General features: G+C 32.5%; 15 protein-coding genes. 11 read left to right on the top strand and 4 right to left on the bottom strand.

Going from position 1 to position 22,814, the window contains the following annotated elements:
* Window positions 1-208: 208 nt before the first annotated feature.
* Together gyrA and DZ60_RS0101335 are read left to right on the top strand one after the other, a co-directional pair.
* Window positions 209-2,764 carry a DNA gyrase subunit A gene (gyrA, locus tag DZ60_RS0101340; protein WP_025739815.1) on the top strand — a complete coding sequence of 852 codons (2,556 nt, stop codon included), beginning with the start codon at window positions 209-211 and terminating at the stop codon, window positions 2,762-2,764.
* Window positions 2,765-2,791: 27 nt separating this feature from the next.
* Window positions 2,792-4,066, top strand: a complete 1,275-nt coding sequence (locus DZ60_RS0101335; RefSeq protein WP_025739813.1) for a tetratricopeptide repeat protein — start codon at window positions 2,792-2,794, stop codon at window positions 4,064-4,066.
* 223 nt (window positions 4,067-4,289) lie between these two features.
* Here DZ60_RS0101335 and leuB read toward each other — a convergent pair whose 3' ends face one another.
* Window positions 4,290-5,405, bottom strand: coding sequence for a 3-isopropylmalate dehydrogenase (leuB, locus tag DZ60_RS0101330; RefSeq protein WP_025740144.1), 1,116 nt, complete (start codon window positions 5,403-5,405; stop codon window positions 4,290-4,292).
* A gap of 49 nt (window positions 5,406-5,454) precedes the next feature.
* The gene (locus DZ60_RS22215) at window positions 5,455-6,627 is read right to left on the bottom strand and encodes a 2-isopropylmalate synthase (RefSeq protein WP_081740348.1); all 1,173 of its coding nucleotides are present in this window, start codon (window positions 6,625-6,627) and stop codon (window positions 5,455-5,457) included.
* A 208-nt stretch (window positions 6,628-6,835) separates the two neighbouring features.
* On the opposite strand from DZ60_RS22215, the gene DZ60_RS0101320 reads away from it, so the two are divergent.
* The 3 genes from DZ60_RS0101320 to DZ60_RS0101310 all read left to right on the top strand — a co-directional run bounded on the left by DZ60_RS0101320 (window position 6,836) and on the right by DZ60_RS0101310 (window position 11,547).
* A complete protein-coding gene (locus tag DZ60_RS0101320) occupies window positions 6,836-8,380 on the top strand; it encodes a hypothetical protein (protein ID WP_025739811.1) in 1,545 nt (514 codons plus the stop codon).
* A gap of 14 nt (window positions 8,381-8,394) precedes the next feature.
* Window positions 8,395-9,252: a DMT family transporter gene (locus DZ60_RS0101315; protein WP_025739809.1), complete on the top strand. Its 858-nt coding sequence runs from the start codon at window positions 8,395-8,397 to the stop codon at window positions 9,250-9,252.
* Window positions 9,253-9,831: 579 nt separating this feature from the next.
* Window positions 9,832-11,547 (top strand): polysaccharide lyase family 7 protein, encoded by a 1,716-nt coding sequence (locus DZ60_RS0101310; RefSeq protein ID WP_025739807.1) that lies wholly within the window; start codon window positions 9,832-9,834, stop codon window positions 11,545-11,547.
* A 200-nt stretch (window positions 11,548-11,747) separates the two neighbouring features.
* Here DZ60_RS0101310 and DZ60_RS0101305 read toward each other — a convergent pair whose 3' ends face one another.
* Window positions 11,748-12,647: a DMT family transporter gene (locus DZ60_RS0101305; protein WP_025739805.1), complete on the bottom strand. Its 900-nt coding sequence runs from the start codon at window positions 12,645-12,647 to the stop codon at window positions 11,748-11,750.
* Between the two features lie 145 nt (window positions 12,648-12,792).
* Between DZ60_RS0101305 and DZ60_RS0101300 the strand changes: the two genes are divergently transcribed.
* From DZ60_RS0101300 to DZ60_RS22210, 6 genes are all read left to right on the top strand, one after another.
* Window positions 12,793-13,365, top strand: a complete 573-nt coding sequence (locus DZ60_RS0101300) for a uracil-DNA glycosylase family protein (RefSeq protein ID WP_025739804.1) — start codon at window positions 12,793-12,795, stop codon at window positions 13,363-13,365.
* Window positions 13,366-13,368: 3 nt separating this feature from the next.
* Window positions 13,369-14,934: a protein adenylyltransferase SelO gene (locus DZ60_RS0101295; RefSeq protein WP_025739803.1), complete on the top strand. Its 1,566-nt coding sequence runs from the start codon at window positions 13,369-13,371 to the stop codon at window positions 14,932-14,934.
* Between the two features lie 280 nt (window positions 14,935-15,214).
* Window positions 15,215-16,444, top strand: coding sequence for a bifunctional alpha/beta hydrolase/OsmC family protein (locus tag DZ60_RS0101290; protein WP_025739802.1), 1,230 nt, complete (start codon window positions 15,215-15,217; stop codon window positions 16,442-16,444).
* A gap of 235 nt (window positions 16,445-16,679) precedes the next feature.
* Complete coding sequence (locus DZ60_RS0101285; protein WP_025739800.1) at window positions 16,680-18,389, top strand: hypothetical protein; 1,710 nt, start codon at window positions 16,680-16,682, stop codon at window positions 18,387-18,389.
* Between the two features lie 350 nt (window positions 18,390-18,739).
* On the top strand, window positions 18,740-19,747 hold the full coding sequence (locus DZ60_RS0101280) for a YHYH protein (RefSeq protein WP_241448697.1): 1,008 nt from the start codon (window positions 18,740-18,742) through the stop codon (window positions 19,745-19,747).
* Between the two features lie 213 nt (window positions 19,748-19,960).
* A complete protein-coding gene (locus tag DZ60_RS22210) occupies window positions 19,961-20,449 on the top strand; it encodes a hypothetical protein (protein WP_051477525.1) in 489 nt (162 codons plus the stop codon).
* Window positions 20,450-20,659: 210 nt separating this feature from the next.
* Here DZ60_RS22210 and DZ60_RS0101270 read toward each other — a convergent pair whose 3' ends face one another.
* Window positions 20,660-22,615: an AIM24 family protein gene (locus tag DZ60_RS0101270; protein WP_025739797.1), complete on the bottom strand. Its 1,956-nt coding sequence runs from the start codon at window positions 22,613-22,615 to the stop codon at window positions 20,660-20,662.
* Between the last annotated feature and the right edge of the window lie 199 nt (window positions 22,616-22,814).

Here is a 22,814-nt window from a genome sequence, read left to right as displayed (position 1 = left end):
ATTTTATTTTTTTGTATTTCTGATCTAATTAATAGAAAACGCATAAAATTGGCAAAACTGATAGTAGTTTACTTATTAACGAAGTCTATTATAATAATTGTTAATAAAATGCGTATATTACATGGTACATCGTATACCAAAATCGCCTTAATTTATTTAAATTAGCCCGTTTTAATTAAGTAAAAATTTTAGAATAAATAAGAAATTTATGGCTGAAGGAGAAAAGCTAATACCTATCAACATTGAAGACGAAATGAAATCAGCATATATTGATTATTCAATGTCTGTAATAGTATCTCGTGCTCTTCCTGATGTTAGGGATGGTCTTAAACCTGTGCATAGACGTGTTTTATACGGTATGTATGAGTTAGGAGTAAGAGCAAGTAGTGCGCATAAAAAATCAGCAAGAATTGTTGGTGAAGTTCTGGGTAAATATCACCCTCATGGTGATACTTCTGTTTATGACACAATGGTGCGTATGGCTCAGGAGTGGAGCTTAAGATACATGTTGGTTGATGGTCAAGGAAACTTTGGTTCTGTTGATGGTGACAGCCCTGCTGCGATGCGTTATACAGAGGCAAGAATGCGTAAGATTTCTGAAGATATGCTTGCCGACATCGATAAGGATACAGTTGATCATACATTCAATTTTGATGATACATTACAAGAGCCTACTGTGCTTCCGACTAGGGTTCCTGGTTTGTTGATTAATGGAGCTTCTGGTATTGCCGTTGGTATGGCTACCAATATGCCTCCACATAACCTTAGTGAAGTTGTTGATGGTACTATCGAATATATCAATAACAATGATATAGAGATTGATGAACTTATTCAATATATTAAGGCGCCTGATTTTCCTACCGGAGGAACGATTTATGGATATGATGGAGTAAGAGAGGCATTTAAAACAGGAAGAGGACGTATAGTAATGCGTGCTAAAGCTAGTTTTGAAGAAGTGAATGGTAGAGAGTGTATTATTGTTCACGAAATTCCATATCAGGTCAATAAAGCTGATATGATCAAAAAAACAGCAGATCTTGTAAATGATAAAAAGATTGATGGGATTTCTACCATTCGTGATGAGTCTGATAGAAAAGGTATGCGAATTGTTTATGTGCTTAAGCGTGATGCAATACCTAATATAGTTCTTAATCTTTTATATAAATACACAGCATTACAATCATCATTTAGTGTCAATAATATAGCACTAGTTAACGGAAGACCTCAGTTGTTGAACGTTAAGGAAATGATTCATTATTTTGTGGAGCATAGACATGATGTTGTTGTTCGTCGTACAAAATATGAATTAAGAAAGGCAGAAGAAAGAGCTCATATTTTAGAAGGACTTATTATTGCTTCAGATAATATTGATGAAGTAATTGCTCTTATTAGAGCGTCTTCTAATGCTGATGAAGCTCGAGAAAAGTTGATTAAACGCTTTGAACTGACAGAAATACAAGCCAAAGCAATCGTAGAGATGCGTTTGCGTCAGCTTACTGGTCTGGAGCAAGATAAACTTCGAGCGGAGTATGATGAATTAATGAAAACCATTGAGGATCTGAAGGATATTCTTGAAAAGAAGGAGCGCAGAATGCAGATCATCAAGGATGAATTGCTCGAAGTAAAAGAAAAATACGGAGATGCCCGTCGTTCTCAAATAGAATATGCAGGAGGAGATCTTAGTATAGAAGATATGATTCCTGATGAGAAAGTTGTAATTACAATTTCTCATGCTGGATATATTAAGAGAACTTCTCTTAATGAGTATAAAAAGCAAAATAGAGGAGGAGTAGGTCAAAAAGGAAGTACAACTCGTAATGAAGATTTTCTAGAACATTTGTTTGTAGGCACAAATCATCAATACATGTTGTTTTTTACTCAAAAAGGAAAATGCTTCTGGATGCGAGTGTATGAAATTCCTGAAGGTAGTAAAACGTCTAAAGGAAGGGCTATTCAGAACTTGATAAATATTCATAGTGATGATAAAGTAAAAGCTTTTATATGTACGCAAGATCTTAAAGATGAGGAATATATTAATTCTCATTATGTGATTATGGCTACTAAAAAAGGACAGGTTAAGAAAACATCCTTAGAACAATATTCTAGACCTAGGACCAATGGTATTAATGCTATTACTATAAAAGACGATGATGAACTTCTTGAAGCAAAATTGACAGATGGAAAAAGTCAGGTCATGTTGGCAGTAAAATCTGGAAAGGCAATTCGATTCGAAGAGGAAAAAACAAGACCAATGGGTCGTGGAGCCTCTGGTGTTCGTGGAATTAGATTGGCGGATGATAAGGATGAAGTAATCGGAATGGTTGCTGTCAATGAAATGGAGAGTAATATTCTTGTGGTTTCAGAAAATGGCTTTGGAAAACGTTCTAAATTAGAAGATTATAGAATTACTAACAGAGGCGGTAAAGGAGTGAAAACTATTTCTGTTACTGATAAAACAGGACAATTAGTAGCTATCAAAAATGTTACGGATCTTGATGATCTTATGATTATTAATAAGTCAGGAATAGCGATTCGATTAGCGGTAGAAGATCTAAGAGTAATGGGAAGAGCAACACAAGGTGTTCGTTTGATTAATCTAAAAGGTAAGGATTCTATAGCAGCAGTAGCGAAAGTTATGCATGACGAAGAGGAAATTGAAGATATAGAAAATGAAGAAGGAGTAGAAATAACAGGTGATTCTTCTGATAATGATACAGACACTACTACTAGTGGCACAGATATTGATAATGAAACTGAAAAATAACTAAATACCATTTAAAAACTCAAAATAATGAAGACTAAATTTATCGTAGTACTTTTCTTAACGTTTAGTGCTATAGGATTTTCTCAAAAACAAGAATTAAAAGCAGCTTCGAAAGCATTAAAAACGGGAGATGTTAAGGCAGCAGCAGAAGCATTGAAGGGTGCAGAGTCACTTGTAGGTTCAGCAGATGAAAAGACAAAAGCTTTATACCAATTTCTAAATGCACAGGTTATTTCTTCGACTGCAGGAGAATCTTTAGAAAAAATAGAAAAAGCAGCAAATGCATATAATAAGGTTATCGAAATAGAAAAAGCAGCCGAAATTATAAAGTACACTGAAGGTGCAAAAGAGAAAAAGCAATCTTTAATTTCTTCTTTGGCTGAAGGGTATAACAAAGATTATGAAGAAGAAAATTTTATGGGTGCTTCAGAAAAATCTTATTTAATGTATAAGATCAACAAAGCAGATACTCTTAATTTGTACTTTGCTGCAGCGAATGCTGTAAATGCTAAAGAGTATGATACGGCATTAAAGCACTATAATGAACTTATGGAGCTTAATTATACCGGAAAGAGAACTCAATATGTGGCTACTAATGTAGCAAGTGGAGAATTAGAAGCTTTTCAGACTAAAAATGCTAGAGATGTTAGTGTTAAGTCAAAGTTATATGTAAAGCCTGATGTGGTTGAAACTGAATCAAGAAAACCAGAGATTGCGAAAAATATAGCGCTGATATATGTAACTCAAGGGAAAAGTGATTTGGCTCTGAGTGCTATCGAAAACGCTAAAAAAGAAAATCCCAATGATTCCTCTCTATTACAATCAGAAGCTAATATTTACTATAAGTCTGGGGATATAGCAAAGTATAGAGAAATTATGGAGCAAATTGTAGCTAATGATCCTGAAAATCCAGAATCACTTTACAATTTAGGAGTAAGTGCTTCTCGTTTAGGAGATAACGAACAAGCGATGTCTTATTACAAAAAGGCAATTGAGCTTAATCCAGATTATGCAGAGGCTCAAGTTAATATTTCTAATATCTTATTAGATAAAGGAATAAAAATTGTTGATGAAATGAATAACTTAGGTTCTTCAGCAAAAGACAACAAGAGATATGAGTTACTTAAAAAAGAGAAAGAGACTTTATATAGATCTGTAGTTCCATATTTAGAAGGAGCGTTAAAGACAAAACCAGACGATGCTGCAGTTATAGAGACATTGATGAAATTATTCTATCAGTTAGACGATCCAAAGGCAGACGTTATGAAAGATAAATTAAAGGCATTAGAAGGAGGAATGTAAAATTCAAACCCTTTGCACAGAATAAGAAAATCCGGAATAGAAATATTTCGGATTTTTTTTATGGTCAAAATTTACTTTTAAAATTTCTTTCCAAATTGATAGTACTTTGTAATTAGGTAATTAGTATCAGTAAGATTTAAGTAAACTTGAATTTTACTTAGATTATAAATGTTATTAATGTTTGGGAACCTTGTTAGCCCGAGTGTGTTAGTTTTTTTTATAACTAGATAATAGTAGATTGCCCTACATGAATATTCTCAAAATTAATGTTAGAATCTTCTGGGTTAAGAATATAATCTGCGATAAAATCTCCTACTTTTTCTGTGGTAAGTGGGTTTTCTGGATTTAAGTCTGGTGTAGAGAGATTTAATTCTAATGCTTTTTCTACAGCATTTCTGATTGCAGCTGCTTCCTCGACTAATTCAAAATGTTCTAATAACATGGCAGCCGATAATATTGCGGCAATAGGGTTGGCAATGCCTTTTCCCGTTGCCTCGGGGAATGAACCATGTATTGGTTCAAACATACAAAATGTATTTCCTATTGATGCAGAAGGCAAAAGCCCAATAGAACCACCAATTACACTAGCTTCATCAGAAATAATATCACCAAACATATTTTCTGTAAGGATTACATCAAATTGTTTGGGATTAAGAATCATTTGCATGGCAGCATTGTCAATAAATAAGAATTCTAAGAGAACATCTTTATATTCTTTAGCAATCGCTGCAACTACTTTTCTCCATAATCTGGAAGATTCTAAAACATTTGCCTTGTCAATTAAAGTAACTTTTTTCCTTCTTTTTTGTGCAGCTTTAAATGCTAGATGTGTAATGCGCTCAATCTCTTTCTTAGAATATTCACATAGATCTGAAGCGAGAGTGCCATCATCACTTAGTTTTTTTTCACCAAAATAAATACCACCAGTTAATTCTCTATAAACACATATATCTGTGCCACGAATAATTTCGCTTTTTAGAGGAGATTTTTTTATTAGAGAGTCGTATGCTTTAACAGGGCGTATATTAGCAAAAAGATCTAACTCTTTTCTAAGTTTAAGTAACCCTTGTTCTGGTCGTATTTTTTCTTCTGGATTGTTGTCGTATTTGGGAGAACCAATGGCTCCAAATAATACGGCATCTGTATTAACACATAGTTTTAAGGTTTCGTCAGGTAATGGATTTCCTGTTTTTTCTATTGCTAGAGCCCCGACTAATCCTTCTTTGAATACAAAAGAGTGGTCAAAATTATGACATACAGCATCTAGGGCTTTAATAGCCTGAGCGGTTACTTCTGGCCCAATACCGTCTCCTGATAATACTGCAATATCTAATTTCATAAATCTATGATATTTACTTCGGATACCATTCTGTATGGCGTAAGAAGAACTACGCCGTGATAGTAGTAGCGATATTAATATTCTTCATGATAAGATGAATATCTTCATCTACAACTTCTTTTTTACTATCTGCAAATTTTAAAAACTCAACATATACATCGTCTAGTTGAAGTTTTGTTAATTCGTATCCTATTTTTTTTGCTCTGTATGCCAAAGCAGCTCTACCACTTCTGGCTGTAAGGACTATAGCAGATTCGGTAACTCCTACTTCTTCAGGATCTATTATTTCATACGTTTCTCGATTTTTGATTACACCGTCCTGGTGTATACCTGAGCTATGCGCAAAAGCATTGGCGCCAACAATAGCTTTATTTGGCTGTACCATCATTCCCATATGGTCAGAAACCATTTGACTTGTACTATATAGTAGTTTAGAGTTTATTCCTGTATTAAGTTCTAAGTAGGGGTGTTGTTTCATGATCATGACGACTTCTTCTAATGAAGTATTTCCTGCACGTTCACCAATACCATTGATTGTACATTCGATTTGTCGTGCACCATTAATAGCTCCTGAAATAGAATTTGCAGTTGCAAGTCCCAAGTCATTATGACAATGGCAAGAGATAATAACATTATCAATACCTCGAACATTTTCCTTTAGATATTTTATTTTAGCTCCGTATTCTTCTGGAAGACAATAACCTGTAGTGTCAGGAATATTAAGAACTGTGGCTCCAGCCTTAATCATTGCTTCGCATACACGCGCTAAGAATTCATTATCCGTTCTACCTGCATCTTCTGCATAAAACTCTACATCCTCAACAAAAGATTTAGCATATTTTACCGCAGCGATTCCACGCTCAATAACTTTATCTTGAGTAGAATTAAATTTATATTTAATGTGGGATTCAGAGGTTCCTATACCCGTATGTATTCTTGGTCTTTTTGCATTTTTAAGGGCTTCTGCAGCAACTTTAATATCATTTTCTACAGCTCTTGTTAATCCGCAGACCGTCGCATTTTTTACAATTTTAGCTATTTCATTTACAGAGGCAAAATCTCCAGGACTTGAGACAGGAAATCCAGCTTCTATAACATCAACTCCCAAGAGGTCTAATTGTTCTGCAATAATTAACTTTTGTTGAGTATTTAGTTTACATCCAGGGACCTGTTCTCCATCCCTAAGAGTTGTGTCAAATATTTGTACTTTATTATCGCTCATGAAGGTATTGTAAATTATAAGTTCACTACTTTTATCAAAAGATCATCTTTATTTTAAATAATTAAGTAAGATGTTTCTTTAATCTCTTACGAATTTATATTTTGGTAATTCAAAAGAGAAGCATTTGGTATTAGTTTTACAATGCTAAAGTGTTTTAATGTAAATTTAACTATCTTTTAATCAATTAATTACAATATATTTTCTTACAATGACTAATGATCAAAAAGATCCTTTGTTTGTTTTAGTAAAATCACTTTCTAAATCCGAAAAAAGACAATTTAAGGTTTATGTAGGTAGGTTAGGGGTGAATACTGACTCTAAATTTCTAGCTTTATTCAATCATATTGATAAGAGTGATACTTTGGACGAAGACATTATTGTTAAAAAGGGAATTGTTACTAAGCTTCAGCTTTCTAACCTTAAGGCTCATTTGTATAAACAAATATTGATTAGCCTTCGACTAAGCCCTTTGCATCAGAATATACGGTCTCAAATACGTGAGCAACTAGATTTTGCGTCTATTTTGTATCATAAAGGACTATACAAACAGAGTTTAAAAATTCTTGAGAAAGCAAAAGTTTTAGCCAAAGAAAATGAAGAACATAATATTGCCTATGAAATAGTTGAACTCGAAAAAATAATCGAGACACAATATATTACTAGAAGTATTAATAGTCGAGCAGATGAGTTGACCATTGAAGCAAAAATGTTAAGTATGAAAAATGTACTTACCAGTAAATTATCTAATTTATCACTGCAATTATATGGATTAATGCTAAAAAGTGGCTATGCTCGTAATGATAAAGAACATACGATTGTTACAGATTACTTTTATAGTAAATTACCTAAATATGAGTGGAGTATGCTTGGGTTTAGGGAAAAACTATGGCTTTATAAAGCGCATTTATGGTATAGTTTTATTGTTCAGGATTTTTTGTCTTGTTATAAGTACTCAAAAAAATGGGTGGATTTGTTTTATGAACATCCCAAAATGATTACTCAAAATCCTGTTTTCTTTTTAAGAGGAAATCATTATTTATTAGAATCGCTTTTTTTGATAAAGGACAAGGCACAATTAAAATCGACATTATCAAAGTTCGAAACATCTATCCAGGATAAAGGGTTTCCGAAAGATGATAATATAGAAGTGTTATCCTTTCAATTCATGTATAATAATAAATTAAATGTTCATTTCTTAGAAGGGACCTTTGAAGAGGGAGAGCATTTGGTAAAAGATATCCTTAATGGATTACATGAATTTAAAAATCGTTTAGATGATCATCATATTATGGTATTATACTATAAAATAGGTTGCCTGTATTTTGGTATGGCGAATCATAAAAAGTGTATTGAATATCTGGATATGATTATTAATAATAAGTCTTTGAAAATGAGAGAAGATTTAATGTGTTTTTCAAGAGTATTAAGCCTTGTAGCCCATTATGAAGCTGGAATGGACTATCATTTAGAAGCGCAATTAAAGGAGACTTATAGGTTTTTACTGAAAATGGACGATTTACATGAGGTGCAGAAAGAAATGATTAAATTTCTGAAAAATCTTGGTGATATTTACCCACATCAAATAAAAGATGAATTTAGGAAATTACATTCTCGACTCAAACAATATGAAGATCACCCTTATGAAAAAAGAGCGTTTTTGTATTTAGATATTTTATCATGGCTAGAAAGTAATATTGAAGGAAGACCGGTAGCAGACATTATAAAAGAAAAATCTAAGAAACAAATACGCTAATATATGACTGGTAAATGCACAAAAAACTTTACATAAGATATCTAATTGAGCTAAATCTTGCCATGCTTTTTATAAGTACGTCGGGTGCGTTGGGGAGATATATAGATATGCCAGTGCCTGTCATTATAGGTTTTCGTGCAATTATGGCGGGTATATTATTGTTCGTTTTTTGTTTATGGAAACGAATTTCTTTTGATACCGAACCTAATGATAGGCCTACTATATTTTTAGGAGGCATATTAATGGGACTACATTGGATAACATATTTCTATTCATTAAAGCTTTCTAATGTTGCTATTGGTATGTTATCAATATTTACGTATCCCGTTATTACTGCATTATTAGAACCACTATTACTTAAAACAAAATTTCAGAAGATACATCTCTTATTAGCGCTACTGGTTTTGATTGGGATTTATTTTTTGGTGCCCGACTTAAATTTAAATAATTCCTATACAAAAGCAGTCGGTTTAGGCGTTTTATCGGCTTTTTGCTATTCCCTTCGGAATTTAATAATGAAAACTAAAATAAACAGCTATAATGGCTCTGTTCTAATGTGGTATCAATTAGTGGTGATAAGTCTTTTTCTTTTGCCATTTTTATTTTTCATGGATAGCTCTGGGATAAAAGAGCAATGGCAGCCTACATTGATTTTAGCATTATTAACAACCGCTATAGGACACACACTCTTTCTTGTAAGTTTTAAAAGATTTTCTATAACCACGGCAAGTATTATTAGTAGTATACAGCCTGTTTATGGAATCATAATTGGTATTTTGTTTTTAGGAGAAATACCTGTTTTATCTACAATTATAGGAGGAATTCTGATTCTAATTTCGGTAATTATAGAAAGTATAAGGATGTATAAATAAGTATTAAGAAAATATACTTTCTTATTAAGTGATACATTATGTTCTTCATAACAATATATGGAATACTTCTTATTCATTATTGTACATGATATTTGCAGGAAAAAGATCTAAAAAAAGAAAAAAGTAATTACTCACATATTATAAAAATATGCTTGTAATTCGATAATTTTTGTTCGTAATATTTTGAACAATGACACTTTTTTATGTTAAATCTTACCTTTTTAGGATTTGAGATCAATAAAAGACTCTTTTTTACTTAAAAAATAATCGTCAAAATACGTATAAATACGATTATAAACATGCTTGAGAAAAAATATACTTTTTTTTACTCTTTTTAGAAATCAAAATTTTTGATGTCCTCCCTCTTTATTTTTGGGTAGAAATATTTTGATATTTTATTGATTTTCAATCTTTAATAATTTTATGTTAATTAAAACCAATACGGATGTTAATTAATGTTAAGGCTCTTTATTTCTAGTTAGCAACATCATATATCGAACTTCTTCGATGCGAAAACGATATAGTTGTTGTTTAAAAATATATATTAGCAGCCGAAATTATCTAAAACACAAAAAGGGCATGAAAATAAAAAATTACTCTAAATTTATTTCTGTATTTATTACGATATCTTTATTACTAGTAAGTAGTTGTTCTCAAGATGGTGATCTTGATGAATATAATGATGAATCCAAAGGGATTTCTTTAAACTCAAAGGCTAGTTCAATAGCGTTAGATATTAGTTCTGTTTCTGCAAGTGCTCAACAATCTGAAAATCCTGCTGAGAATGCTATTGATAGCGATTCTAAATCTCGTTGGTCTGGTCAGGGTTATGGTGTAAATTACATAATGGATCTTGGTGAGGCAAAAACTATAGATTATATAAACATTGCATGGTATAAAGGAGATGAGCGCGTTCAGAAGTTTGAAATTTGGGTAAGAGAATCCTCTAGTACTTCATGGAGTCAAATTTTGAAAACATATAGTACAGGAACTTCTGCTTCTTTGGAGAAGTATGACTTATCAAATATGAACGTTCAATTCGTAAGAATTAAATGTTTTGAGAATAGTGTAAATGATTGGAATAGTATTACAGATATCGAATTATTTGGTCTTTCTGAGGATATTAATACAGGAGATTGCCAAGCCGATATACCTTCAGGAAAATCAGTAAATAGTATAACTAAAACTTCTGCAACATTTTCTTGGAATGCAGTGTCTAATATAGATCATTATAATGTGCGATATAGAGCATCAGGTTCTTCTACATGGACTCTTATAAAAAGTATTAAAACGACATCTGCTACTGCTTCAGATTTACAGTCAGACACAACTTATGAATGGCAAATACGTGCAAAATGTGCGGATAATACAGGTTCTAGTTATTCTGCAGGTCAAGGCTCGGATTTTACAACCGAAAAAGGGGAGGTAATTATAATCCAACCTGGGAATTTAGATCCAAATGCAGCACCATCAGAAAATTTCGATTTAACTCAGTGGTATTTAAGTATTCCTCTTAATAATGGATCTGGTGTCGCTCAGAGCATATATGAAGTAGAATTAAATAATGGTTTCGAAAAATCTCCGTATTTCTATACTGATAAGAGTGATGGAGGAATGATATTTAAAAATTATGTAGACGGTTACAAAACTTCGACAGGTACAACGTATACTCGATCAGAATTGCGAGAAATGCTTCGCGGTGACGATTATAAAATGAGCACCAAAGACTATGGTAATAATTGGGTATTTAGTAATTCATCTGATGAAGTTAAGGAAGATGCTGCTGCTGTAGGCGGTATTTTAGAGGCGACATTAAAAATTAATCATGTAACCACTTCTGGAAATGATGAAGAGGAAGGAAGAGTAGTAATAGGGCAAATTCATGCCAGTAAGGATGAACCATGTCGTTTGTATTACCATAAACCTTCAAAGAATAGTAAAGGAGCTATTTATTTTGCACATGAACCTTCTAGTGGATCAGAAAAGTGGTACAATATAATAGGAAATCTAATTGAAAATAAGGATGGTGATTATGATGATGATATGCCTAACCCTAGTAACGGAATAGGATTAGATGAACAGTTTTCTTATAAGATAGAGGTTTCTGGTACAATGCTTTATATTACAATAACCAAAGAAGATAATTCTACATATACAGGAGAATATAATATGAGTTCTAGTGGTTTTGAAGATGATTGGATGTATTTTAAAGCAGGAGTGTATTCGCAAAATAAAACAGGAAATGATGATGACTACGATGAAGCTACATTCTACAACTTGAGTATAACCCATTAACAAAAGGTATATTATTAAGCCCTATACTATTTTGTTAATATATTTATGTGAAAAGGTTGTCTAATTAGGCAACCTTTTTTTTAAGCTTAATAAAGATTTTCTTTTTTACTATATTTTTGAGTACAAAACAAACCATATCATAGGTTGTTTTTGGGAATAATAAAGCAGTAATTCTATGTATTGCTAATTAGATAGATATATTAAGAATATAAAATCATAAAAACACCCAATAATATTCCGAACAGAGGGATTAGTTTTTTACGTTTGTTTTTTTCTTTAAAAATAAGACCCCCTATTATTACTGCAATAAGTATTTGACTACGTTTTATTGCCGAAAGAAGCATAATTAATGCTTCTGGATCTTGTAACGCCTTAAAATAAAAATAATCGGCTAATTGAAGTAATATACCGACAGCAGGGATGCTCCATCTCCATTTAAAAGCTTTTCTTTTTTCAACTTTAGGAAACCATGTAATCCCAAGAATACAAAGTAATATAAGTACAGTATACCAGCAGAACCAAAATTGCAATGTTTGCGGAGTCAATTCTTGATATTGAATTAAAAACTTATCATATAGCCCACTAGAAGCCCCTAAAAAAGTAGCTCCGATAATCGCAAAAATCCATTTATTGCGAGAGAAGTTAATTCCTTCTTTTTTACCGATTTGAGAATATAATATTACTGAGAAAATAATAACAAAGAAACCAATCCATTGCCAATTATTTGGTCGTTCTTGATACAGTAGAATTGCACCTATAAATGTAAAAAAAGGTCCCGCAGAGCGTATAGGAGTAACTATTGTTATAGGTAAATGTTTAAGAGCTTGATAGGCAAGTACCCAAGAACTAGCCATAAGCATAGATTTTATAAAAATATACCCATGAACAGTCCATGTAATGTCATCAATATAAAGACCTATATTATGAGTATATTCTGGTAAAAATATCGAAAGCAGGTATACAGGAACTAGTAGTAGTAAACCCGAAAAAGTTGTTCCCAAAAGTACAGGAAATACCTCATTTCCTTGTACCGCATGTTTTTTACATAAATTATATAATCCCAAAAATAAAGCCGATATTAATCCCAAATACATCCACATGCGCGCGAAGATAGTTTATTGAAAAAAAACACCAATATTTAGGAGTTATTTTTTGGATTAAAGTCTTTATAAATTTGTTTTTTATTATATCCATGATGGTAAGGGGTGGCCAAATTATCTTACATTGTGTCAAAGTATTTTATGTATGAGAGATCTGTTATTAGAGATATCAAAATGTACTAAATGTTCTGAATATTTAGAACTAGGACCAAGACCTATAGTATCATGTAGTAAAGAAAGTAAAGTTGTTATTATAGGTCAAGCTCCTGGTAGTGTGGTTCATAAAACAGGGATTCCGTGGGATGATAAAAGTGGAGAAAATTTGAGGAATTGGATGGGAATCGATTCGGATATTTTTTATGATCCTTCAAGAGTTGCATTAATTCCTATGGGGTTTTGTTATCCCGGAAAAGGAAAAACAGGAGATTTGCCTCCCAGAAAAGAATGTGCGCCTCTGTGGCATAATGTACTACTAGAGCAAATCAAAAAAGTTGAACTTACTATACTCATAGGTTCATATGCCCAAAACTATTATCTTCAAAACAAAGCAAAAAGAACACTTACAGAGACAGTAAAAAATTTTGAAGAATACTTGCCAGAATATTTCGTGTTACCTCATCCTTCACCAAGAAATAATATTTGGCAGGCAAAGAATAGCTGGTTCAAAGAAACTGTTATTCCTGGTCTTAAATTAAAAGTACAATCTTTAAATTTGTGATCTATGAAGTTAGAAATAAACGATACTTTTACCAAAGAATTACCTGCTGATAGTATTCATGAAAATACCCGTAGGCCGGTAAGAAAAGCCTGTTTTTCTTTTGTTTTACCAAAAAAAACATCAAAACCGCTTCTTCTTCACGCTTCAGATCATGTCTCAGCGTTGATCGGTCTGTCTAAACATGATATTCAATCAGACGATTTTCTTACAGTCTTTACAGGAAACAGTGTCTTGCCAAACACGACGCCTTATGCAATGTGTTATGGTGGTCATCAGTTTGGTAATTGGGCAGGTCAATTAGGAGATGGGCGTGCCATAAATTTGACAGAAGTTTTTTATAATAATAAACGATGGGCAATCCAGCTTAAAGGAGCTGGGGAAACGCCATATTCTCGTATGGCCGATGGACTAGCGGTATTGCGGTCTTCTATTCGCGAATATTTATGTAGTGAGGCTATGTATCATTTAGGTGTTCCGACCACAAGAGCACTATCATTAGCATTGACTGGAGATAAAGTATTAAGAGATATATTGTATAACGGAAATCAAGAATATGAAGAAGGGGCAATTGTAACTCGAGTAGCACCTACTTTTATTAGGTTTGGAAATTTTGAAATATTGGCCGCCTATGAAGATAAAAAAAATTTGAAAATACTAGCAGATTATACGATTAAACACTTTTACCCGCAGATAAAATCTAAAGGAAAACAAGCATACATTGATCTATTTTCTGAAGTAAGTAAGTTGAATTTGGATATGGTAATTCATTGGCAGCGTGTTGGTTTTGTTCACGGAGTTATGAATACTGATAATATGTCTATTCTTGGTCTTACTATTGATTATGGCCCTTATGGATGGTTAGAGGGATTCGATCCAGAATGGACACCCAATACCACAGATAGACAACACAAAAGGTATAGATTCGGTAATCAGCCTAATATTGTTTTATGGAATTTAATGAAACTTGCTAATGCACTGTATCCATTAATAGAAGATGTCGCTCCATTAGAAGGAATTTTAGAAACTTTTAAAACAGATTATGAAATAGCGCATTTTAAAATGATGAAGTCAAAATTAGGATTGTACCAGAATGATAAAAATGATAATTCCTTAATCTCATCTATTGAACAGATACTACAATTGGCAGAAACTGATATGACTATCTTTTATAGAAATCTAAGTGTAGTAAAAAAGACAGATTCTGTAGATGACGCAATGACAAAAATAAAAGAAGCATTTTATGAGGTTAATGAGATCAAATCAGAAACAGAAGCTGCTTGGCAAAATTGGTTATCAAGTTATTTAGATCGGTTACAAAATGAAACACATTCTGATACGGATAGACAAAAGGAAATGAATATGATAAATCCTAAGTATGTTTTGAGAAATTATATGGCACAACTGGCAATAGAAGAAGCAGAAAAAGGTAATTATCAGGTAATACAAGAGTTATATCAACTCTTATTGTATCCGTATAAAGAGCAGTTAGAAAATGAAAAATGGTTTGCTAAAAGACCTGATTGGGCTCGAAATAAAATAGGGTGTTCAATGCTTTCGTGTAGCTCTTAGACACATATTTTCTTCGCATAAATTTAACTTACCTAAATAAAATAGAGAATGTATTGCGACTAGAACTACCATAGATACTTATGCTGAACTATATTTTTATTTAATCATAGTTCGACTATATAAAACTAAGAAAACAATTCTCTATTATATTTCTAAGTTTATTAAGAAAGCTAGGATAAGTAATAAGTGTTTTATAGTAAAGAGTAGGGGACATTATGAAAATTACCTCATTTTTTTCTTAACTTGAAGAACAAGACTATTGGAGTTAAATTGAAATATAATGGGGGTAAAAAATTTGATATTAGACATTACAAACAAAGAAGGAAACTTGTTAAGAGCTTATCTTGAGCTTCCTGCAAACCAAAAGCCCAATTATTATGCGATTTTTGCTCATTGTTTTTCTTGTAGTAGCTCATTAAGCGCTGTAAAAAATATAAGTAGGGCGCTGACAACTCACGGTTTCGGAGTAGTGCGTTTTGATTTTACGGGTCTGGGTAGAAGTGAAGGTGATTTTTCAGACAGTCATTTTTCGGCAAATGTTGCAGATATTCTGTCTGTACATGACTATATTTTAAATAATTATGGGACGCCAAGATTGCTAATAGGACATTCCCTTGGGGGAGCTGCCGTTTTGGTTGCAGCGGAGCAATTAAAGGATATAAAGGCAGTAGCGACAATAGGGGCTCCTTCGACAATTAATCATGTAAAACACTTGTTTTCAAACCAATTAAACCTTGTCGAATCATCCGAAAATATTTCTGTTAATATAGGAGGTAGACCCTTTATAATAAACAAAGAATTTATCGATGATTTTGATAAAACAGATCTTCTTTCTATTGTAAAAAAACTTCGAAAACCCTTATTAATTATGCATTCACCTATGGATAAAACTGTAGAAATTGATAATGCAAAAGAATTGTATGAATTTGCTAAACATCCTAAGAGTTTTATTAGTCTAGATAATGCGGATCATTTGCTTACCAACCGTTTGGATAGTGTATATGTAGGAGATGTTATTGGTGCGTGGGTTAAACGTTATTTTCCGCATAAAGAAAATGTAATGTTAGAAACAGAAGGAGAACAATTGGTTGGGCACCTTAATTTGTTAGAAAATAACTTTACAACACATATTCAGACAAAAAATCACTCAATGATTGCAGATGAGCCGGCCTCTATAAATGGCGATGATTATGGACCGTCTCCCTATGAATATTTAAATGCAGCATTAGCAGCTTGCACAGTAATGACGCTTAAGTTATATGCAGAGCGTAAAAAATGGGATTTGCAAGAAGTATTTGTTTATATCTCACATGCAAAAAAGCATAGCGATGAGTTAGGGGTAACCATAGAAAAATCTGGGTATCTAGATCATATTACCAAGAAATTACGATTGCTTGGTAATTTAGATGAAACACAAAAAGATAGGTTAAAGGAGATTGCCTCAAAATGCCCGGTTCATAAAACCTTGGCTAGTAAAGTAATATTTGACACTTCATTAGTAGTAGAATAAATCCTTTTTATAAATTTTTTATATCAAGTAGAACATTTTTATAGGGTGCTATACCTTGCGAAAAAAGGGGTAAATACCTCAAGCATAAAAGGGAAATAGCCTTAAGTAATGAGCGTGTTTAAAGATTAGTTTTGGGTATCAAACAAATCCTTAATAACTAGTTTATTGTAAATTAATTGAACAGATAATGTATGATTCTTCTGTTTAATTTTCAATGTAGTTAAACACATACCTAATGAAAACTCGGCTTATACAAATTAAAGGTGTCTCTACACAGAAATACCAATTTTACACTCTCATTTTTCTTGTAACTTTCTTTCTGCCTATAAATGCTCAAATTAGTGTCATTGAAGATAGAACAGAATTTTTGCAATATGCAGGAACAGCAATCGTAACAGAAAGTTTTGAAGGATTAGCTCCAATAACCGGGGCGAATGTAGTTACACAAATCTCAGGAAACGATCTTACCAATCGTTTTCAGATTGATAGTGAAGGAGCGGTGATAATGCAGGTATGGGATACAGAGCATGCAACTGATGGCAATCAAGCCATTTTTTTTAGTTCAAATCAAGTAAATAAAGATAATCCTTCAAAAATTAAGTTTTCTAATTTTAGAGGTATTTCTGCAGAAATTAATGCATTTGGATTTTATATTATTGATTGGGCAAATGCTCTCAGTGAAGTAGATGAAGGAGAGTTAACTTTTACTACTAATACAGGTATAACAGGTGTCTTAGAAAAAGCATCGTTAGGAATACCTGATTGGAATGTTCGTTATTTCGGAATCATTACGAGCACTCCTTTTACAGAAATTACAATTGCCAGTAACACTAAAGATTCTTGGACATTGCTAGATAATATATCCTACGGGCAGAATGGCCTTATTGCACCTCAAAGTACTGATGATATTTCTACAAAAGTACCCTCGGACTTTATTTGTGAAGGAACTACGAAAGGATTTCCTGTAGACATAGATGGTGTAGACAATGACACAGTGCATGATCCTAATGAAGTTTTATTTCTAATTGTTGACCTGAACGGAAAAATTGCAGGACATTTAGATTTTGGTAACAAAGCCTTGTTTTATAGTTTTTTAAACAATGACTGTACAATACCACCTTGTACAAATTGTGAAAGTGGAAAGTTTTTGTTTCGATTTGTAGATATGACAACCCCCGGATTTGATCGAAGTAAGCCAGATACATGGACTTATATTACCATTCCCAAAATTAGTTTACGAGCAAAAAATGACAAGACAGCCAGGCCCAATGCAATAAATCCTAAAAGCATAATAAAAGCATACAAAACGATAAATAATGCTATTCCCGAAAATTTAATTGATGTAAATCCCACAATTGATATTACAGGTTCTGGTATTTTTACATATACGGATTGTTCATTCGAGGATCTTGATGATGGCATTGCAGAAATTTATGTGCAAACAGATTTTGCAGAAAACATAATGGATGACATTATTTTATACAGTGATCCTGCTAATACACCTTTGGGTACCTCTGTAGCGGTAACAGAAGGGGATGCAACACTCACTTTTGATAGAGTAGAAAGTGTAGGGATTACAAAAGTATCTGAACAAGAAACCGGACCAGCTTTAAGCGGAAATTTTTCACTTTGTGACCCTTCAATATTTTATAATATTACGACTACCTCTGATTATGAGGGAACAATAACTATTTGTATGCAATATGATGAATCTTGTGAGGGACCAGACTTAAATTTATTGCATTATGAAGATGGTGTATGGGTTAATGTTACTACATCAATTGATACAACTACAAATACCATTTGTGGTAATGTAACTAGTTTATCACCATTTGTTATAGCAAAAAGTGTAAGAAAAAATTCTGATTTTAAACTGTATGTGGTTTTATTAGCTGTACTTCTTATTTTGATAGCAGTGTTTTTTACGATTAAAAAAAGAAAATAAATATGCGCTATTCTGAAATATTTTCTTCGGAAATTCATGTCAGAGTACTACTTTTTTAATACTTCAACAATAGAAACTTGTTATTTACTTCAAACAAGTTTCTTTTATTTCAGTTCAGAAACATACCAAAAGTGATGGGTTTTATTGAATAACAGTTAAGTGAAAATGATAATATGTGTGTTTTCACTTAAAACTAAACACTATTGATTGAAAAGTGGGTAACTAGTGAGAACTTGTTGCTCATATTTCCGTTACTATATATACCATACGTGTTTATTAGGTGAGATATATTGTATCGTAGTATTGGTATCTGTACAACTTAATAAAAAAAATATTTAAAACTGAATGGTATGATTATTACGAAGGAATTTATGAACAGGTTACCAATGCATCGAATAGTAATGCTTATTGCTATTATAATTGTATTTAGTAACTGTAGTAGTGATGATACTTCTGAGAGTACAGACGATGATTCTATAACTACTGATGATGGTACTATTGATGTAGATAGTTCTTTGTTTTTAACAGATGGATCAGCAGTCACAATAACTACAGTCCCTTGTACTCTTTCTGATGGTACAGAAACAGACTGTTATCAAATTGTGACCACGGGTGTTCCTTCTGATCATGAAATGGGACCTTGGTGCCCTAGTACCATAACAGATGGGGCTGAAGAAGGAGGAATTTGGTTAGAAAATGGAGAAGTATATGATGTAGACGGAGCCTTTATTCAAAACATGGCTACTTTTTATGGAGATGATACCTGGAAAATGTATGATGATGAAGGGAATATTTATGTAACTGATACAGAGGAGGACTGTGAAAATGCTGCTAATCCAAATGTAGGTGAAGAGTATGAGAATTTTTGTGTAGAATGTCTTCCTTCTTATATTACTGATCTTATACAGACGTATTTGATACCTATTACACCGGTTAAGTTATCGTCTTCGGTAAGTTTTGGAGGAGATCCCAGCGATAACAGTCCATCGGTAAGAGGTATTGCTTTTAATGGGGTACGATTTGATGAGCCGGCACCGACAGATGATATTTTAGGTGCATATACATTAGCTCCTTTTGATGATGCAGGCGGACATATCAACTTGGCAGCTGGATATCATTACCATGCAGAGACCGGAGTATCTACACAAATTACGCAAGATGATGGGCATGCATCAATGATTGGATATGCCTTAGATGGATATGGGATTTATGCACAATTAGATGATATTGGTGATGAACCAACAGATTTAGATGATTGTCGAGGGCATTCTGATGATACAAGAGGGTATCATTATCATGTGGCTGCTGCCGGAAGTAATAGCTTCATTAATTGCTTGAGTGGTGCATATGCAAATTAGTAAAGAAAATATATATGCTTTATACATTATTGAGATTAAATCATAACTAAAAAAATGCTGATGTTTAAAAAAACTGTTTTTTCGATATCCATACTTTTTTGCTTTCTACTGCAGGCACATCAACCCGATATGTCAACCACCTTTTTGGTAGAAAAAGAAAATAGCGAATGGGTCATTTAAGTAGGGGCTTCTCTGACAGCATTTCAGAAAGAAGTGCGATTTAATTTTGCTGATACCCCTTATAAATCTCCTGAGGAGTTTAAAAAAATGGTTTTAGATCATGTCAGGAATAATCTTGAAATTATTTGTAATGAAAACGAAATAATTACCATACATGAGGATGGATTTGTAAAACTAGGTCATGAGACGAATGTAATTTTTAAAGTTTCGGGTATTCCTAAGGAGATACACTCGATATTTTTAAAAAATACTTCCTTTAAGAATATTTATAAAAGTAAAAGTGCATTAGGGATATTAAAAAATGGATTTGAAAAAAATCATTTTATTTTGAATCCTAATAATAACCATCAAGTTAGGGTTTTTGTAGAGGAAAACACGTTTGTATTAGAAAAAGAAGCCTCGACAGCTTCTTTATTTTCTAATATTTATTTTTATGTAGCGTTTATTGCTTTACTAATTTTTTTGGTTGTTTTATTATTTCACACAAATTTCAAAAGAAATCGTATTAGTTATTCCACATAGAGGTTTTAAAATAATAACCTTTTTTGGTTGTAAAAAAAACGTGTAAAGGATTGCAAACAATTATTAGTTTTATTTTGAGATAAATAAGAAGTACCAAATTTATTGTTTTCATAATCATTTAATTTTTTCCCCTTACTTTTTAGAGAATGATTTTTACACGTTAAAAAGCAGCACTTATTACTGTGCTGCTTTTCTTTTTTTACAATGTATTTATATTGGTAAAATGAAGCTCTTTATAAATCGTACAATACCGTTTTTGGCTCTACCTTTGACATCTGCATCAATCAAAATAAGGTCTTCTTTTTTCTTTTTCAGGTAAATCCCACTCATAAAGACATCAACGATATTTAGCTCTGATTCTACATTAAAACGAGTATTTCGTTGCCACGCCAAAATTCTGCTAGTAGCAATACTAGCATTAGACCTTGGGTCCATTGCGGTAATGGGCTCCCCTTTGGTTAATAGAATAAGTTTACCCGGACCTTTTGCAGTGGTAAAAATCAGACGTCCAAATAGTAGTGATGTTAAGCGAAGGCTAACAACAGCCGAAATCTTAATATGTTGACTCATTCCTACGAAATTACTAAAGTGAAAAACGATTTCTTCTCCTTCTTTAATATCCCATTCTACAAATTCATGGCTTCCCATAGCTTTAAAATGAACCGCTTCTGATTTTGAGTTCACTACTATTTTGTTCATGGCATAATTCCCAGATAGAACTCGAGCAATAATAGCAGATTTCCATTGTGGTAGAGAAAATTTTGGAGCTCTTCCGCTAGGCTCAAAAGACCTTGATACATAAAATAGATCGTCCTTTTCTTGCGCTATCGCATATTGATTTCCTAGTTTGTGCAAGGCGCCATTTTTCATTTTATTTTCTGAAGACAGTAATGTTACATAATTTTCGTCATCAGATGAAAAGGCTACTCTAGAAAATACATACAAGAAGCTTTTAAGAATCAAAAAGCCAAAAGCAATATCTAATAATAGATTAATAAAAATCATAGTGTCAAAAGAAGATTGAACAGCAAGTTTAAATTTTTTGACTAATGAATTTAATTGCAATTTGAGCATTGCATCCACATCATCAACAGAAGAGTCAACACCATTTTTGGTGTTTTGCATAGAGATTTCTACCTGAGTGATTAGACTTTTAAGCATGTCTTGCCTTTGTTCTTTATAAGAATCATTGATTCCTTCTTTTGCGCTATTTTTTAATTGGCAAGTGATATTAAGTTTTCCCCAAAAACCACAGTCTTCTTTTTTAAATACAGGAGCTATTTCTGGTAATGTTTCCTTAAAAATACCTTTATAAACTTCAGATACTTCATTTGGCAATTTATCTGTATTGCTTGTAACTATTTTATTGATTTTTTTCATTCCCAGACTAATAGAGTCATGAAAACGAATTGCTTCAGAGGCGACAGAGCAGTTTAAGTCCTTTTCAAATTGATCTCTTTTATATTTTCTATCGGGATTTGTACTTTCAATAAAGCTTTTATCGTATATCTGATCAATTGCTGCTTTATTCATTTTAGAAGAAAAAATTGCACTTGGTATAATAAAAATTAGCAACGGAGACCAGTATAAAAATGATTTAAAAGTGAGATAACTAGATCTTTTAATACCAGTTTCTTTAAAAATATTGATATTCTGGACTATTGCAAAATATAAAAAACGAATTAGACCAGTGTAGGTTAAAAACAGAACCAAATGTTGAAAATCTAATAATACCCAGATTAGAATTAATGTAATCAAAAATGGGAACGAACGCATTTTTCCTTTAGTGATAAAATATAAGAAGGCTATTTTATAACAAAGGAAATGTAGGATACCAATAAGTGCTTCATGTTTTTCTATTAATAGACTAAAGGATTCGCCCATTAAATGAATGTAAGCTGCAAAAAATACGGGTAATAGTCCGAATATTCTATAGTAATTTTTTTGTCCTAATAGTAATAATAATCCAATAGGGATAGTAGCTAAGGATATAGTATATAATAATTGAAACTCTTGGTGTATATTAAAATGAGTAATAGAAAAACCGAAAATTGCGAAAAGAGAGAAATCTTCGATAGCGGGTAAAATACCAATAAGAACTATTAACAAAAATAATTGATTCGTCCCATCACTTTTGAGACGCTGCTTTATGTTTGTGAAATTCATTACCCCTGTAATTAAGTTTTAAATTACAAGATATGTAATTCTTTGTTTATACTCATTGTAAGACAAAGGAAATTCAAGTTTGGGGGAGAGTAGTGAAAATAGGGAATATTTGGCTTAACTATTTTGATTACCAACGTATGTTGTAAGATATAAATATACCTGTGAGACCAATGGGCCTCACAGGTATTTTATTTTATAA

Source organism: Aquimarina pacifica (assembly GCF_000520955.1).
Lineage (GTDB): Bacteria > Bacteroidota > Bacteroidia > Flavobacteriales > Flavobacteriaceae > Aquimarina > Aquimarina pacifica.
The sequence above is the reverse complement of the archived record's forward strand: the minus strand, read 5'-3'. Positions and strand labels throughout refer to the sequence as shown.